A 16382-nucleotide genomic window follows, 5' to 3' on the forward strand; every position below is an offset into this window, starting at 1 on the left:
TATCCGACCACATCCAGGCGGGCGCCAGCTTTGGTCTGAAAGGCAGTGCAGATGTAGTGTCTGCATGCTAACCAGAGTCGAAACTCGTGTGACCGCTACCTGCGAAAGTATTAGTCCCCTTAGTCGTCGACATGGTAATGGCATATGCGAGAAAATCAACTACCATTCAGTATGCAGCCAGTATATCTTCCATGTAAAAATCGGCAGGCCTGATATTGGCTATGGTATTCTGATGGCTGACTTCTTAAGGTGGCAAGTCACTCGCGCTATATATATATAAGTGCGGCGGACTGGATTTAGAGCGCGCCGCGGATCTGGGTGTGTACAACATGCCACTTACGTCAACTTACGTGCTATTAGTATATAATTCATGGTGTTCTTTTGATCCGGGTATTTATCGTCCATGTGCGCAAAAATACGGTTAATCAGCTTCCTGATGCTTCGGCGATCTAGGCGCCCCCCTTGGATCGCATGCTGAATGGCCTGGCCGCAGGTAGCCCATTTTCCACCGTTACCATGGATGCTCTCGATTGAAAAGCCTGCTTCCTCGAAAATGTAACGGAGTCCGTGTGTGGTATAACGAAAAAAGTCAAACGGCTCCTCGTGCAGCGGCCAATACATGGGGCATGTTAACAACATTGTGCCATTTTTTCGCAGCAATCGAAACGACTCGGCTATGACCCGCCGTGGCTCCGCGACATGTTCTAGGACCTGTGTGCAAAGGACCGTGTCAAAAGACCTCTCTGGCAGGGGGATATCTGTTGCTGGGCATATAATGTCGACTTTGTTGGCGCTAGATTGTATGACATCGCATCCAGTATATGACGTGATGCTCGGCTTAAAATGTTGTTCATAGGGTTTGTTTCCGCATCCTATGTCTAAAAGATCGCCGTGTGCCAATTGCGCGCAGTCTATAATCGCAGGAAACAACGTGCGAAGGTGTAAGTAATAGACGTGGCTCAGGCTGAGTGAAGCATCATTGAGCCTTTGCAAGCCTTCGATGCGATCGGGGTGCGTGCTCATTTATTGATGATGTAGTAGGCTAGGGTTACTTTCGAACATCTGAAAAATAGAATCACAGAATCTTACGGGATGAGTCTCGTGCGTTGCAATCGACTGGTGCCTGAAAAAGCGACCATGAAACAACTATTCTGTCGGGAGGGCTGAGGCGGATCGTCCAGAGCAGTCGTTGCAATGGAAATGCATCCATCTTTGTGCAAACGAAGAAAAGAGCTAATCCATCTCAACTAGCTAAAAAGCAAAATATTAGGGGCTACCTCGCTGGTCGAACCGCCTCTCGCCACGTGACGGGCGTGCAGAATCGAGCGGGGCGAAACTTGTTCGTTACGCGCCGAGTCAGCAGCGATAAGAAATGACTACCGGTAGCGCGCACCGAAAACAAGTCTCGTTGCATTTCCATCCAAGCATCTCGGTAAAGTGTCCCGTATTTGGTGGCGATATAGGCCTCCAGAGCCGCCATTTTCTCGGTCGGCTTTGCTGACATTGACCCGGATTCTACCCGGTAGTCGAAAAGGATTTCATTCACATACGAGAACTTCCAGCCACGAGACATGGTGCCGAGCCAAAGGTCCCAGTCTTCCAAGCCTTGAATGGGCATATTAACGTCGTATCCGCCGTGTTGCTCCCAAACGACGCGACGGAGCAGCGCGCAGGCGTCGATATAGTTTACGCGCATCAAACGAATACGGTCAAAGGGACCGACGTGCCAGCGGTCGGTGCGACTTCCGAACTTCTGCGCATCACCATAGACGACGCCAGTACCCGCGTCCTTCTCCATAATAGCGAGCGCACGCTCAAAGAAAGCTGGTCGTACACGGTTATCGGCGTCTAGGGGAAGTATGAGATCCGCGGCCGCCGCCGTTATCGCAACATTGCGCGCAGTTGCCAGCCCTGCATTCGTCTGGCGTATTACGTGAAATCCCTCGCTCACCAACCTGTCCATCTCTATTTGGGTCTCTCGATCGGTGGAGCCATCGTCGACAACTATGATTTCAACATCGTCTCGGCCTGCGCTCAACACGCTATCGATGGCCTCTCGAATAAAACGTCCATAGTTGTAACAAGGAATGATGACTGAAACTCTTGGCTTCATGTGACAATTACTAATGCGAGCTGCTGATCGTTGGGGTCATCGAAGCGATCGATTCGGAGCAGATTGCGCTTCGGCGTTTGGAAATGGGTAGCATCAAATCTACGGGAGAATGGGACACGGCGACTGTCATCCGGAAGGCGGGCCGATGCCCGCGGTGCCGGATGAGAGTCGATGACATACCATTACTAAATAACGGTAGCTCGATCTGACTTCATCTAGATGGCAGGTATCTCGAAGTTTCGGTTCAGGCGCCGATTGCCGCGTGGGGGCGAGCTTCCCGAAAAGAAGGAAGTATTCTGTTGCACAAAGCGCGGCGCGATATGGCCCACCCAAGAGGCGACACCTCCGCACATGCGCGCTCGAGGACGGGGGAATGTGGTTGGCGCCGTCTAAATCCGCCGGTTCCAAGTAACGAGGTGAAAACACCAGCTTCCACGACGACTTCCTCAAGCTCGGGTTGCAGTCGGCTCCCAAATGGAAATGAAAAATGCAGGTGTGAAAGGCCGAACTTTGACTTGAGCTCACGAGCAGGCAGGAGCAGTTCTCCCGCAAGTTCCTCCTTATTGAGCGTTCCACATAAGGGATGCGTGTGAGTGTGAAAACCGAGGCTATGCCCCCGGGAGCACCAAGATTGTATCTGTTCCCATGAAAAGTAGGGCTCGTGCTGGGCCAGGTACTGCGCCATCGCGGGCATTTCACACGCGGACCACAGACGCGCCGTCAAAGTATCCTTGTCGCCATGACGCCAACGCAATGAAGCCCGTAGGAGTTGGGCTGAACTAGAGATGGGGTCCAATGCAAAGTCGGATGCGAGGCGGTTGTAGCTTTCCACGATTAGATTCGGCGAGGAGCTTGAATATATCACGCTAAGGGCGTGACGCCACATCAACCGTTCATTTCCAACGCAGGATGTGATGACCGCGGTGTTTGCAGGAATACCCAGCTTATGCAGAATATCCGTCGCTCCGAACTTGAATAGATTCAAGCCGTCATCAAACATCAGGGCAGCTGGTGGGCGCGTGTTTTGGGCAATCGCTCGGCCGAGAACTACATCGTCCAGAGAGCAGAAAGTAAATAGCTCACGCAGCTGGAGAAGATCTCGTTCAAAAATGGCCGGCGTGCAACCTTGGTCGAAGACGCGATAGTGCGGCGCTGCCGGCCCAACGAAATGGTAGTACAGGATGTTGACCGTATCCTTCGTGCTCCAACGCACTGCTGGCGCTACAAGGCGGCTTCCTGCCACTGTGCCAACTGAGGCCTTGATAATGGATTTTATACGCATCTCACGGCCAGACCAAGTTGAGCACGAATTTGCGGCAAGCGTCGCGCGCTGCGACGGGGTCACGTATGTTCCAATACTCGGAAACGACTTCTGTTCTCAGATGCTTCGCCACGAGTGCCTCCTTCGCATGCTTGCGGGCCATTGCTGAATGGTACCATCCAAATTGGTAACTCCGAGTGTAGGTGTACGGATTTGGTTGTGGGATAGAGCTGATGGGCGTCTGGGGGTGCGAGGCGAGGGACTGAAGGACGTTCTCGTACATCAGAGGCGCCGCCGCCACGGTCTTGGCGAACAGCGATAGGGCTGAATCTCCTTTTTCGATCGACGGGAGGTAATGTGCCAGGATCTCTCCTCCATCGATGGTCTCATTCATTTTCATCAGAGTTCCGCCGCAACAGTGAGGATGACCATAGGCAAACGCGAAATCGATGCTGGACGAACCGTTATAAAGCGGGGAGATGCCGCTGTGAAAATTGAGGGTGAGCGGTGACGCGCTGATAAGTGTTCGCGGATAGATCGGCCCCCCCAGACAGAGTGTCACATCCGGATTCAATCTTCGGATCAAATTGACGGTTGCTGGGTCCTGGACATTGACGTCGGCATGGATGATCTCCGGCGGCAGTCGTCCGTAGCGCTCCGCGCCCGCGGAGAAGAGCTTGGCTTCCAAGGCGTGCTGCGCTGACCCCGGCTTTTCTCTCCCCATCACTCCCAAAAGACGGAGTAGAGCTAACGGCAGTCCTTGGGACTTAGCCTGTCGATACAACTTGCTGAGGCGTCGAGACGGACGGTTGGGCGGGCGCTTGGGATGCAACACACCTACAAGATCCCATTTGTCAGCCAGCGAGCCGCACAGGTTAAGGTGACGAGGATGGGTCGCGGTGATGATGACGATTTTAAGATTCCTCGTAGGCATGGTGAAGGACGGAAGCGATGATAAGAGTGCGAATCAGGCCCTTTGAAGGCAAGAGAGGTGGCTTCAGCAGCACTCCGGGCTGGGTCCTGTGACACACGGTTTGGGGGAAACGGGATAGCGCCTCAAGTCCGCGGCGTAGGCGGGTGGATGTGCGGGTCCCCTTTTGTTTTCATCGAAACGAGTCCTCTGGAAAGGACGACGTACCGTTGGGGGAACTGGAGTCAGGGGTTTACGCCCGGAAGGCCGCCGATTGATACAGTGAGATCGAAAGGCAAAGCGGCAGCCGGTTGGGACCGGATGCCGCAGATTGGGCCCGAGAAATTAAGGAGGATGAAAACGCTGAGCTAAAGGCGAAAAATCCTGACCTCTCCAATGTAGGCTGGTTGTTCTCCGGGCGTGATGTAGTCGCGATTGCCCAGTATGTAGCGATGGGCGGCCGGCAAGTCGGTGTAGTTCGGGGCTTCCTGGCGAACAGTGTCAAATGCCGGCCATCGCTTGTTCCCAAACCACGCCGGGGCAGATGACCGAAAAAGCGACCGCGGAGGTGCCGGATCGACGGGAGCCTCGCCCTGTACAAAGCCCGTCACATTGGGAGAAGCCGACAGGTAGTAGTTCCGTGCCCGATAGGAGGTTGCCATGACGTCCAAGTCCTTCTGTTGCATGCTGGAACTATTGCAGAGTCCGGTGACGTCGGTGCCGTTGGGAGGAAACGTCGAAGGTGACCCTTGAATCGTCGGAGCCGTTACGCGAATGGTATTTCCTGAGATTTGACCCGCTGTACAAGTGAAGCCACCGCCAGGGTAGCCGAAAAGCAGTTCTCCAGCCAGCACTTGTCCAACGTGAGCCGCAAATCCGACCGTGCCATCCATTTTATCCATCGTGATCGTGGCGGAAGTGCTGCCCCCTCCGCTGGTGATTCGTCCTGTCCAAGTTCGCGGAGAGGCGAGGTCGGGATCCCAATCGATCCACCATAACCCTTGGCTGGCCTGACTTGTTCCGGAAGAGGAATTGTTTCCAATATTCGGTGTTCCCCAATTTTCATACGCACTCGTTCCGGAAATGGAGGACTGAGGCGTCCCAAAAAAATTTCGGACCACGGTCGATTTGTAGGTAAAGCGCTTGAGTTCAATAAGACCAATCAGTTGGGCGGGCGAAGTGCGGTTGAAACGGCCAGTCAGCCAGTTGCCGAAAATGCAGTCGTAGTGCGAACCGCCAAAATATCCATCTGATTTTATTTGCGGGATAATATTCCCTTCATATAAGTTGTACTGGTTAAGCGGGCCGTGGTTTATATTGGCGACCGCACCGTCGAAATAATTGAAGGCAAAGACGTTATTGGCGCTTCCAAAGTTGATCTCGATTCCAGGTGCAACTCGAATAAAAGCGTTGTCCTCGATGAGTGAGCCGGTGCAGTTCTGCATCAGCAGACCGGAAGTGTTCGTGGAATTAAGCAATTTTCCGTCTTCGAGCACACATTCTCTCATTTCGAAATACATGTTGTTAAACACGAACAAGTGATAGCGTGCTGCGGCCTTAATCCTGACGCCCTGCATCCAGCCACCATAGACATCTTCGAACGTAACTCCGAAGGTTGCATTGGAGCCTGACAAATCTATCGTTAGATTCTCAAGGCCGCAGTTGTAGGAGGGGATCTGAGATGCTCGTGCGTAAGCCGTCTGATTGGGTGCAGGGTTGTGGAAGAGAGCAGGTTCAAAAGTTATTGTTTTGCCCGATACCGACGTGACCCTAGCCATGTGTCGCCGGGCATATTCTCCTCCAGCAGCGCTAAGCACAATTGGCAATCCGCTTTCTACGGCTTGGCGGTTAGTGTCGTTGCTGAAAAAGATGCATACAAAGCCTCCTACAATGAAGTCGTTGACATTGGGCAGTGTTATGGTGTTCGTTCCGCGGGAAAACGGGCTGAGAACATCGTCATCCGGTCCGTTCGGATTCGACAGGGAGCTGCCGACTCCAAATCCAATCGCCCGGGACTCGCCGGTCGTAAACACCAAGGTTGTTGTATCCATGCCTGATCCGCGGATCACCCCTCCGCGCCAGTTGGCAATTGAACCCGCGAGCTTGAAGCGCCCTCTGGGAAAGTATAAGTAATCACCGTCGCGCATAGCTGCCCGTGCATTGGCAACGGCGCTGTCACTTGGGTTTTCACCTGTCGCGTCTGCGCCGTAGTCGACCACGTTACGCGCGGTGCCAGACACCGGCGGTAGCCCTCCAATATGCCCGACGCCGCCCATGGCGTTTGGAGTCCACGGAAGAATGTTTTCGGAGAGCGAGGAGGCGGCGCCTGCTGCCAGAGGAAACAGTACCAGAAGCGCAATGAGCGAAGCCGTGCGCCACAAGTTGAGAGTCTTTGATTTCATGAAGGTCACTTTGAGGTGTATCAGGCAGTGGCCACTGTTCGAGCCACAATGGCTCGCGGTCTGGCTTTGCGACTAGAATCGGTCGCTGTTGGACTCAAGCAATCACGATGCAGGTAAAGAAAGCGTATATCAGGATTCTCGTTATCAGAGCTTCAGGCAATCTCGCACAAGTCGCCGGAATTGTTGAAGCGGACTCTTGGCTTTTGCGTTTTCTGTAGTGCGCGCGCTTATCATGCGCGGATTAATGAAGATACGAAACCCCTTTTTACGCAATGCGGAGTGAAACACGACATGTTCACAGATCTCGCGGCCGGAGTCGTCAATCCCGCGATACCTGCCGGCGACGAAAGCGCTTCGCCGGTAAATCGCGAGCCCGCCGAAAGCGGAGTCCACTTCGATCATGGGGCGCTCTGCAGGGATGTGAATCATCCTAGAATAGATGGAGATCTCCTTGGCGGCAATTTCGCCGACCACTGGTGCGAGGAGGTCGTGTTCTTTCCACGCATCTCCCGGGCACCAAATGGGATGACGAAGCGCCCAAATGTCGTAATAGAAGTCCCCCTGATTGGCGGTACATACATCCCATCGGGGCGCGGATGGGTGCCAGCAGGAGGTGATGTTCCTTGTCGAAAGCGAGCGGCTCACCCCGTCCATGTCGCAGACCAAGATATAGGATACGTCTGAGTAGGAGGAATGAGATGCGAGTTGGTCGATGTAGGCGTTGCGGCAAAACGCAATGCGATCCGTGCGCAGTGGGTATTTGATCCGAAGGTCGCCCAACGCGATATAGCGAAAGTTCGGCATGGCTGATTGAGCTTTTTCTAGCTCGCTGACCGTGGTATCGGTAGAATCGCTTTCTATGATTAGAAAATGAGCGGTTTTGAAAGCGGAGGCCGACTCGACAAGTCGCTTTAAGGTTTTTGTTATCCGATTGCCGCAATTGCGGGCCAGCCCCACGATGAGGATGGTGGACGTTTCAGGAGTGGGACCGTTCACAAATGTATACCTCTAGAACTTGATGGCAAACTGGATTCCATAGCTCAAATTGTCTCCAAACGTAAATATGGAATCGCTGGATAGATTTCGCCCCTTCGAGTAAAATACGCTCAAGGTGCCTCGAGTAAGCAGGGGAGTAGCAAGACTCGCTCCTATTCCGTCTGCCCTATCGACTCGCTGAAACGGTACGCCCCCGACTGGAATCGAGTAGGTGGTTCGGGATTTCCTTCCAGTAACAGATAGAAAGAAACGCTTAAGAAGTCGCTGTTCAAGCCCTAGATTCCATCCTTCGACGTCCGTCGCTTGGTTGGAAAAATAGGACGGACCGAATGTCTGATAGGCTGCTGCATTGAAGGTCGTAGTAGGCGTCAGCTGATAGGAAGCGGTAGTGTTATAGACCAAGGTCTTTGTCGGACGCTCAGCGGCGCCCCTATAGCGCCAATACTTCTGACCAATCGAGCCCGTTGCGACCAGTCGTCGACTGGGTTTCCAATTGACTTGAGCGCTTACGGTATATGATACGGCGTCGTCGCCTGGATCCATGCGCTCGTAGGTTTCATTCGCAGATGGACCTATATCAAGTTTATCGGTTATCTTATAGCTTAATATTTGATTGGCGGACCAGGTTTGGATATCAGCAATCTGCAGAGTTGAACTAGACGGGTTGGGTACGTCAGCGCTTCGACCGCCAAAGGCTGCCGACGTACTAAGCAGCGTCCGAGTGCCCAGCATCGTTGAGCCGCTCCCTTCCAGATTGTAAATTTTTCGACGAGTTTGAGAACCCGTATCGGGAAGGTTGCGAAAATCAAACGTATACGATGCGACTACCATCCATGCCCATTCACGGCTATTATACTGTCCTTTGATGCTCGCTGCATCGTCCGTTGTCGCTAGCAATTCTTTATTTGAGAAATAGGTGCGGGAATGGGTATAATCTCCTGACCAATGGAGACCAAGGGCAAGGTGCGCTGCAGCGGAAATCGTCTGAATCGAACTGTTAATGCGGCGGCCGCCGCTGGGAAGTCCCTCTTCGTGAGAAATCAAGTAAGAGAGGTCAAGGTTGGTGCGCAGGCTATTCCATTGAAATATCGTTGGGAGATGCCTGAAGGCCGAGGAGATGTTGGAGTTTGAATACGGCGCAGTTGACGCGAATCCAGAGGAAACGGGTGATGGCTGCCAACCGATGGGAAATGGCATGACCACCTGAGCAAGGCTCTGGGACGAGCCCGCTAAGGACAAGAAGCCCGTAAGAAACAAAAGCTGGCGGAGTGTGTGCATAAGGTATAATGCGGCCGTAAGCGAGCGATATCTCTGTGCTATGGAACTTTGCGTGATGTGATAATGATTCTTTCAACCTTGTGGACGCGAGTCGCCAGTCTGCCGTGGCGCGAGGTTTCAAGCTTGCGTCCTGCCTCCTGCAGCTCGACGCATGCAATCCTCTCCGGCTGCGATGACTTTGGGCGCGATGGCTTCCCAAGTCCAATCCCTAACGAATCGTTGCCATGCATTTTCCGCGACTTTGTTACCGAGTGATTCACCTGAAAGTAGAGAGATGCATGCCTGCGCAAAATTGTTAGGGGTATCGGCAATGAGGAGCTCTTCTCCGGTCGTCACCTGATACCCGTAAGCCCCGACACTAGTGGATACTACGGGACAGCGCCGACTAAAGGCCTCGGCAATCTTGATGCGGGTTCCTCCTCCCGAGCGGATCGGGATCACCATGGCGGACCAGGTGGAGATCTCGCTCTCAGGATCGGCGATCCAGCCTAGTGGCTCCACTCCAGGAGTGGCGGCATAATCGGCGACATCACTGCCCCGACCGACAAGTCTTAGCCGCACATTTGGGCAGGAGGCGCGTATGGCCGACCAGCATTCACGGATAAACCATTGTACCCCTTCGCGGTTCGGCGTGTAGGAAAACAGCCCGATGAAACCGATCCGAAAGGGGTTGCGGGTGGGTGAGCGGACCGGCTGCGACTGGGGTTTCGTGAAACCGTTGGGTATAACATGGAGCGTTTCCGGTTTGCCCAAGTAAGTCCGGTCGGGCTCGCTGCACACGGATAAAGTGGTGAAACGGTGAACCCAAGTGAGTTCGCGGCGTTTCATCAACTTGGCTTGAAACGCCGTTTTTAGACGTGTGGTCTTGGATCGTGACGTCGATGAGACGGTTTGAAGATAAGTACTCGGGATGTCGTCGATATCGAGATGGGTTTTAGGCCAGTTCCATTCCCCGATGATACTGGGAGTCCGCGAATGAATTATCCACGTGAAATCATGGCGCCTGCTTTCGGTCAGGATACGTTCGCGGTCTGCTTCCTCAATGCACATGCCATGAAGGTCGAGAAAGCGTGGGTCAAATGCCCGCCTTAAACGAGTATCAAGACCGCGGTTAAGGGACGGTTTCGGGCACACCGGGGGTAGGACCCTGAACTCCTCGGCACATTTCTTTCGGCTTTCTGGTTCATTCCAATCTTCACTCACCATCAATACACTCACCGAGCCAATTTGCTGGAGAGCCCGGGCGATGTGCGTGGCCCGGATTTGTCCGCCAAAGGCAGTTCCGCCCGGCCAGGATGGGGAGATGAAAAGTATGCGCATGGGGCGTGGCTACACGGCGGAGGGTGGCAATTCCTAAGCCCAGGGGCCGGATCTGGCTACGACTCGTTCCGAGTGAATCGAGCCCAGCGATCAATGAACTGTCCGTGGGAGAGTAGGAACTTCAACCCCTCCATCTCGTAGCGATGGCGGATCTTCCCAACGTAGTGCTGAGTCGTGTTGCGAGTTATATCAGCCGCGAGCGAGACGTTATATTCATCCGGCAGGTATGCGTAGCCGGCGGAACTTGTCGCTGCAAGCAACGCGACGCACGTCTGCTCAATCAGGTGACCGTAAAATGACCAGTCGCTCCGGCGTGATGGATGAAGTTGACGCAGGACCGAAGCAATGCGATCCAAGGATATATCAGTGCGATTGAGGGCCGACAGTCCAGCGTTGATCCGATCGGGTGGGAGGTGGCCCGTGAGCTCGCGGATATTCTCTCGGGATGTGATATAGCAAGAGTCTATATCACGATTGAAGTAATTTGCTCCTCCAGTTCTTTCGAGGCAGTTTAGCAGGAAAGTGGGCGTGCGAACGAAAAGAACGTCGGAGTCGATGTACAGGATGCGCGGTGACTCCGAATACACGTAAAGGTCGGCGAGCTTCACCAACATCAAGTGGCGGGCGCGCATCTCTTTCAGGTGCGAGTCAATATCTGGCATCGCCTCTAACGCTGCGTCCGCTTCCGCCCTCCTCACGATGCGAGAACCCGGAAAATGGTGGCAAAGGAGGGCGATATCGCGACTCGTTAGGCTGCCGTCGTCATGAAACGTCCAGAATAGCGAACGTTCCATGGCGAGATTGGCTGCCTTGGCGGTGCAGATTGAAAAAAGGAGATCCTGATGACAGGCGAGGCCGTGAGCCGAAAATGTCCCGCCTCTTCGGGCCGGGGGCGATGGGGGGCTGAATGCCACCTTCTTTCGCAAACGGGTGCGCATCGCGTCTCGAAGGATACGACGAATCTTCCGTTCAATTCTACTTTGAAGACGGAGCGGGGGCTCAGTAGGCATGGATAGGGACGAACAAGGTCTTCACGGACGGAAAGTGCGCACATCTAGCTTCCGATCCCGTGGGAGCCCGGCCGAGACATCTTCAATTTGCTTCAGTACGGCGGCGACGCGGGCCACCGGAACATGGAAGTCGGGCGTTTGGCTCGGGCTAACTACGACTCCATATCGGTGATCGCAAAGATTGGAAATGGCCCAGTAACATCCATTGATATAGTTGTCACCGAAGAATTCAACAAGGGTCGCGCCAGGTGGAGCAAAGATCATGTTGGTAAGCCCGGCGCCATGCGGGGCCGCAACCACTGACGCTTCTCGGAATGTTTCGACTTGTTCGGCGAAGGTCATCGATCCCGGACAGATTGTTTCGAAACCCTCCTGGGAGAGGAAATCTACGAGTTCATCCTCGTTCGCCACCCGGCGGCTAGGCGCGTCGCGGCGCGACACGTAGAGCTTTCGGCGCCTGGGGTTCTTTGAAGTAGGCAGGTAGGTGCGCCGTAGCCACTCGACCGCCCGACTGCTGGGGTTGGAGGTTGTACCCAATGACTCGGAAAAGTAAAGGCGATCCACGGTAATATCCCCACTTGAAGGAGGGATTTGGATGATGCGGTCCAGGCTGATCCCAGCCAAACGGAGCGTGTCCAACTGAAAGGGATGTCGAAGCGTGGGGACTATAAACGGATGTTTCCGAGTGCTTGGGTCCTGATTGAGAATCGAAAGCTTGGGCAAGACCTCTAAAATCCAGTGATAGTACGCTGACGACCAAGGGTGTCCCAAGTGACAGTATGTGCCGGAGAGATGACGAGTCGGAACTCCACCGATTCGATTCAGGCGTTCGCTTCTTTCCAATACGTACCATTTGGACAGAGCGGATTCAAAGACGATTCTGCCTTGGGACGAGGTGATGCTGAAATCGCGGGGAAAAATCGCTGGACGGTGGAAACAAGCAAGAAACACTTCTGGAGAAAGCGATTCGCATCCCTGCTGGTAAGGAAGAGAGCCCGATGTGAACGCCCGCAATTCCTCGATCGTGGATGCAACAGGCGGTTGACGCCGCTGGGTTTCGCTTGGCCACACCGAAACCAGCCAGTCCCGCCCTGTGGGCGGTGCGGCTTTCTCGTGGACAGATTCGCAGAGTGCCCGACTCGCTGCCACTTTGGCGCGCGGGTCGCGGTGCCTGAGGCCGGGCAGGGAGAAGAACGCGCGGGCTAACTTGGTGCGAGCTGCGTGTCCGCCCACAACTCGCGCGTAATGTAGCTTATAGCGGATCTTTTTGTACGCCTTGGAGTACAAGCGCAGACACTGTCTCCAGAAGGCGGCTTGGTGCGTACAGGTGGGGTCTGGGTTGGCTTGCGATTTCTGTTTCCCTGTCACGGCTTTGTTGGTCTGTCGCTTCCGGGCACAATCAAGGCATGCGTTCAGTCCACGGACCCTTGGCGTGCGTCGTAGTTAAGTTCCACCACTCCTCGATATTCGACCGGGAAAGGAGAATAAATGCCCTTGGTTGGCCGGGCACCCACCGTCAAGCCGACGAGATCTTTAAAGTCACCCATAAAACCCGATATACTGGCAAAAATCCCTAGTGAGTAGTCGCCCTCTACGAACGGAACGTCGGCGATTTCACAGATGAGTCGCCGCTTTTGGCCTGCTTCAAAAGGGAGTGGCATTCCCATGGCTCGAAAGTCGGCTATGGCGACGCGGCGATGCTGATCAGCGTATATCAGAACATGAAGTTCCAGGAGGCTGGTGTTTCGTTTTGCTCCAAACGTCAGAGTGATGGTCAACTTCTGACCGCTTATGACCGGGTTGGGTGTGATGGAGAATTCATCTAGCGTCAGGTCCGAGCCAATAGCCAACGGCCCGGTAAGACGCTTTGCGCCATCGGCGACCGTTTCGCTCAGATATCGCCCCACCAGAGTCTCGACCGACCCGATGGCGGCCACCTGTCCTTTGTGGAGGTAAATAGCCGATTTGCAGAGTGCTGAAATCGCAGGCATGTTATGGCTCACAAACAGGACCGTGCGCCCTTGCTTGGCGACTTCACCCATTCTTCCCAAGCACTTTTTTTGGAAGGACGCATCGCCGACTGCAAGAACTTCGTCGACGATCAAGATTTCGGGCTCTAGGTGGGCGGCGACTGCGAAAGCGAGTCGGACATACATCCCGCTGGAGTATCGTTTCACAGGCGTGTCGAGAAAGTTCTCGATTTCAGAGAACGCCACGATCTCGTCGAATTTCGACCGAATTTCCTGTTTCGACATGCCCAAAATAGCGCCGTTCAGGAAGATGTTCTCGCGGCCAGTAAGCTCCTGGTGAAATCCTGTTCCGACCTCGAGCAGACTGGCCACGCGCCCCCTGAGACGAATCTGACCTGCAGTCGGCTCCGTAATCCGACTGAGAATCTTGAGAAGCGTGCTTTTGCCAGCGCCATTCCGCCCGATGATGGCAACCGCGTCTCCCTGCTTCACTTCAAAGCTAACGTCCTTTAGCGCCCAAAACTCCTCAGTCTGAGCCACGCGCGCATTCCGTTGTTCCCGGAGCCAACGCAAAGGTCTCCGAATGGCATTCTCGAGGGCATGCCGCAGGGCGTCGCTCGGGTCGCGTTGGTGCCCAATCATATAGCGCTTGGACAACTTTTCGACAGAGATAACGGCGTCGTTCATGCGGTTTCGGCAATCATTTGGGCGATAGAGTTTAGACAGAGTCTTTGCATGGCGGCACTTCCCGTTATCCTCGGCATGTTCGGTTTGGTGGGTGAGGCCAGAAGGAGAGTTAAATGGTAAAATCGATGTAATTTTAGCGCCCTTGGCGCCCCGTAGCTAGACGGTACCAAGGACGTAACCTCCACTTGATTCGCAGCTTGAGAGCGTGGAAGCGAACGATCGGTGATGAATCACACTGCAATGCGGCATCAAGTTGCGGCGCACCTGAGTACCCATTGCGCGAAAGATAGTCAGCCAAGTCAAGCGCCAGCCGCGCATAGCGCCGGGCTGCCGTGCGGGCCAGATCTTGACCGCTGCTGACGTATCCCCGCCATATCGCAATAGCCTTGGCAATATCTCGGATGTTCTCCCCCGACCTGATCTGACCTGAAGTAGTCGAATCCGGGTGCATGCGCCAGCTGGCGAGAACCTCGGGATGATAGTAGATTGGAAAGCTGCTGGCGATTCGGATCCACATCTCCCAGTCCAGCGCGTGGGTGAGGCTCTCGTTAAATCCGCCGATCTTCTCGTACGTACTGCGACGCACCGCAATGGCCGCGCATTGGATGCACTCGCGAGTTACAAGGGCTTCTATATAGGAATCCAATATTCCGGGCGAAGCGAGTTCAGAGAACGAAAAGCGAGTGTGCTTGCCCTTCTCATCTGCGTAGGCGTGCCGCGTAAACGCAGCACCCGCATTGGGATGCCGGCGAAAACCCGCTTCTAACGCCTGGTAGAATCCGGGCTCTATTACATCGTCTTGGTGGAGGATGTGAACATACTCTCCTTTCGCTCGTTCAACGCACCGATTCCAAATGCGTGCAATTCCGAGATTCTTTGGTTCGCAATGTACGTCAATGCGGTTTCCCGCCACTGCCTGGACGATCTCAGTGGTTTTTCGCGACGGCGAGCAGTCGTCAATTACCTCGATCTGCATGGATTGGGCCGGAGGCGCCTGGCGCAATACGCTACGGAGGGTTTCCGCCAAAATTTCTGGCGAAGGGTTGAAAGTCGGGATCATGACCGACCACGTCGGTCCCGCCTCCCGGGCTTGTGACGATCTTGGTGGAATTGCCGGAGCACCCGGAGAATTCAGGGAGGTCATACCGCATAATCCGGCTTTGAAACGGAACGTGAGGCTAGAGCAGTAGCAGTACTCCTTTTTGTAGCTCTTCGTTTCGATTCCATCGAACCATAGTTGACGGTGCCACGTCCTGCAGCGATGCCTAACAACGCGGGATTAAAGGCCATTGAAAAACTCGTGCAGACGAATTCCAAAGCGTTCGCTGCCGTATTGGCGCATACAGATCTCCCGGCCAGTCTTTCCCATTTCTGCGGCGCGATCCGGATTGGCACGAAGAAAGTGCATCGCCTCTGCGAGCTGCTTGGGATTGTTTGGTGGGACAAAAATTCCGCAACCCTGTTTATCCACGTCCAGTTCTCCTGGAACGGCGCCGGTGCGGGTTAGTATCACCGGCCGTCCTACTGCCATCGCTTCAAGGAGCTGCGTGAAACCAGCGGCGAAACGTTCGCCCCCATCTTCTTCGAGGATAATGAGAGCTGCCGTAGCGTGCGAGTACTCATTATGGATGAGGGAGTGGTACGGCATCGGTTCGAACTCCCCTTCAGGGAGTTGAGTGAAGAGCGTCACGTGTTTCGGCCAATGGAGGTTCTGCGGCAGATCCTTGTTCGTGAGATGAAGCGGGCTTCCCTCTAGCTTCGTTGCAGCCAGTAGAGTCTGGAAATCACGACGGGATTTTCCGCATGAGACAAAGAATTCCGGAGAGTAGGGTAACGACGGAAAGAATTCGATGTCTACCCCCCAGCCGATATGAAGGAGCTTGGCCTTGGGTGCGATTGTTGAAGCCCGGTCCAATGCTGCCGGTGTCAGGGCGAGCAGGCCGTCGTAGCCCCTCGAGAAACGAAGCCTTTCGTCGCGCGCATAGGTTAAGGTGACGACCGGGTTGCGACGCAGGCCCAGTGCGCGAAGTAGCGGAGACCAGAATAAGATCGTGTGCGCACTGTAGATTATACCGTCCTTCCCCAGCCATTCGCCAATGAAGCCAAGGTGTTTTAGATCCTGACGGCGGTAGCGAAAGCCTTTCGACTGGCGATCCGGTTCCTCCGGCATCGCGACCTCATAGCCGAGGCGCACCAGTTCGACACATCCCCACAGGTGCTGGGAGGGATATCGGCCAGCCTGAATCAGACGCCACGCTTCGGCCATCCCATAGGAGTTGAGGTAGAATACACGCCGTCGCGGTTTTCCCTTCGCGGGTGACAGGATAGTCATCCCGTCTTGTCGGTGCACCTTGATGTCATCGAACGTGCGCGGCGGGGAGCTGGGGACGAGACGATCTGGAGGCATGAAAGTGGGTGCGTTTTGCCGGGCTAGT

The 16382-nt window shown here is 54.5% G+C and carries 13 protein-coding genes; all 13 read right to left on the reverse strand.

What is annotated here, in order from left to right; genetic code table 11:
* Positions 1-336 precede the first annotated feature (336 nt).
* A complete protein-coding gene (locus ACLJEU_RS06860; RefSeq protein WP_414661862.1) occupies positions 337-1023 on the reverse strand; it encodes a class I SAM-dependent methyltransferase in 687 nt (228 codons plus the stop codon).
* Between the two features lie 250 nt (positions 1024-1273).
* Entirely contained in the window at positions 1274-2113 is an 840-nt protein-coding gene (locus tag ACLJEU_RS06865; protein ID WP_414661863.1) for a glycosyltransferase family 2 protein, read from the reverse strand.
* Between the two features lie 244 nt (positions 2114-2357).
* Positions 2358-3395 (reverse strand): polysaccharide deacetylase family protein, encoded by a 1038-nt coding sequence (locus ACLJEU_RS06870; protein WP_414661864.1) that lies wholly within the window; start codon positions 3393-3395, stop codon positions 2358-2360.
* 1 nt (position 3396) lies between these two features.
* Positions 3397-4308: a formyltransferase family protein gene (locus ACLJEU_RS06875; protein ID WP_414661865.1), complete on the reverse strand. Its 912-nt coding sequence runs from the start codon at positions 4306-4308 to the stop codon at positions 3397-3399.
* Between the two features lie 344 nt (positions 4309-4652).
* Positions 4653-6686 carry a glycosyl hydrolase family 28-related protein gene (locus ACLJEU_RS06880; protein WP_414661866.1) on the reverse strand — a complete coding sequence of 678 codons (2034 nt, stop codon included), beginning with the start codon at positions 6684-6686 and terminating at the stop codon, positions 4653-4655.
* 144 nt (positions 6687-6830) lie between these two features.
* A complete protein-coding gene (locus ACLJEU_RS06885) occupies positions 6831-7682 on the reverse strand; it encodes a hypothetical protein (protein WP_414661867.1) in 852 nt (283 codons plus the stop codon).
* A gap of 12 nt (positions 7683-7694) precedes the next feature.
* Positions 7695-8960, reverse strand: a complete 1266-nt coding sequence (locus ACLJEU_RS06890; RefSeq protein ID WP_414661868.1) for a hypothetical protein — start codon at positions 8958-8960, stop codon at positions 7695-7697.
* 117 nt (positions 8961-9077) lie between these two features.
* The gene (locus ACLJEU_RS06895) at positions 9078-10280 is read right to left on the reverse strand and encodes a glycosyltransferase family 4 protein (RefSeq protein WP_414661869.1); all 1203 of its coding nucleotides are present in this window, start codon (positions 10278-10280) and stop codon (positions 9078-9080) included.
* 56 nt (positions 10281-10336) lie between these two features.
* Positions 10337-11218, reverse strand: a complete 882-nt coding sequence (locus tag ACLJEU_RS06900) for a hypothetical protein (RefSeq protein WP_414661870.1) — start codon at positions 11216-11218, stop codon at positions 10337-10339.
* 93 nt (positions 11219-11311) lie between these two features.
* Positions 11312-12658 carry a glycosyltransferase family 61 protein gene (locus ACLJEU_RS06905; RefSeq protein ID WP_414661871.1) on the reverse strand — a complete coding sequence of 449 codons (1347 nt, stop codon included), beginning with the start codon at positions 12656-12658 and terminating at the stop codon, positions 11312-11314.
* Between the two features lie 44 nt (positions 12659-12702).
* Positions 12703-13947 carry an ABC transporter ATP-binding protein gene (locus ACLJEU_RS06910; RefSeq protein ID WP_414661872.1) on the reverse strand — a complete coding sequence of 415 codons (1245 nt, stop codon included), beginning with the start codon at positions 13945-13947 and terminating at the stop codon, positions 12703-12705.
* A gap of 133 nt (positions 13948-14080) precedes the next feature.
* Positions 14081-15007 carry a glycosyltransferase gene (locus ACLJEU_RS06915; RefSeq protein WP_414661873.1) on the reverse strand — a complete coding sequence of 309 codons (927 nt, stop codon included), beginning with the start codon at positions 15005-15007 and terminating at the stop codon, positions 14081-14083.
* A gap of 219 nt (positions 15008-15226) precedes the next feature.
* The gene (locus ACLJEU_RS06920) at positions 15227-16354 is read right to left on the reverse strand and encodes a glycosyltransferase (RefSeq protein ID WP_414661874.1); all 1128 of its coding nucleotides are present in this window, start codon (positions 16352-16354) and stop codon (positions 15227-15229) included.
* Positions 16355-16382 lie beyond the last annotated feature (28 nt).

The sequence above is a fragment of the Terrisphaera buseokensis genome, assembly GCF_047521145.2.
Classification (GTDB): Bacteria; Verrucomicrobiota; Verrucomicrobiia; order Opitutales; family Opitutaceae; genus ER46.

Bases quoted from the DNA above. Each gene is read 5' to 3' on its own strand.
- ACLJEU_RS06860 (WP_414661862.1), bottom strand. From the start codon at position 1,023: ATGAGCACGCACCCCGATCGCATCGAAGGCTTGCAAAGGCTCAATGAT.
- ACLJEU_RS06865 (WP_414661863.1), bottom strand. From the start codon at position 2,113: ATGAAGCCAAGAGTTTCAGTCATCATTCCTTGTTACAACTATGGACGT.
- ACLJEU_RS06870 (WP_414661864.1), bottom strand. From the start codon at position 3,395: ATGCGTATAAAATCCATTATCAAGGCCTCAGTTGGCACAGTGGCAGGA.
- ACLJEU_RS06875 (WP_414661865.1), bottom strand. From the start codon at position 4,308: ATGCCTACGAGGAATCTTAAAATCGTCATCATCACCGCGACCCATCCT.
- ACLJEU_RS06880 (WP_414661866.1), bottom strand. From the start codon at position 6,686: ATGAAATCAAAGACTCTCAACTTGTGGCGCACGGCTTCGCTCATTGCG.
- ACLJEU_RS06890 (WP_414661868.1), bottom strand. From the start codon at position 8,960: ATGCACACACTCCGCCAGCTTTTGTTTCTTACGGGCTTCTTGTCCTTA.
- ACLJEU_RS06895 (WP_414661869.1), bottom strand. From the start codon at position 10,280: ATGCGCATACTTTTCATCTCCCCATCCTGGCCGGGCGGAACTGCCTTT.
- ACLJEU_RS06900 (WP_414661870.1), bottom strand. From the start codon at position 11,218: ATGCGCACCCGTTTGCGAAAGAAGGTGGCATTCAGCCCCCCATCGCCC.
- ACLJEU_RS06910 (WP_414661872.1), bottom strand. From the start codon at position 13,947: ATGAACGACGCCGTTATCTCTGTCGAAAAGTTGTCCAAGCGCTATATG.
- ACLJEU_RS06915 (WP_414661873.1), bottom strand. From the start codon at position 15,007: ATGATCCCGACTTTCAACCCTTCGCCAGAAATTTTGGCGGAAACCCTC.
- ACLJEU_RS06920 (WP_414661874.1), bottom strand. From the start codon at position 16,354: ATGCCTCCAGATCGTCTCGTCCCCAGCTCCCCGCCGCGCACGTTCGAT.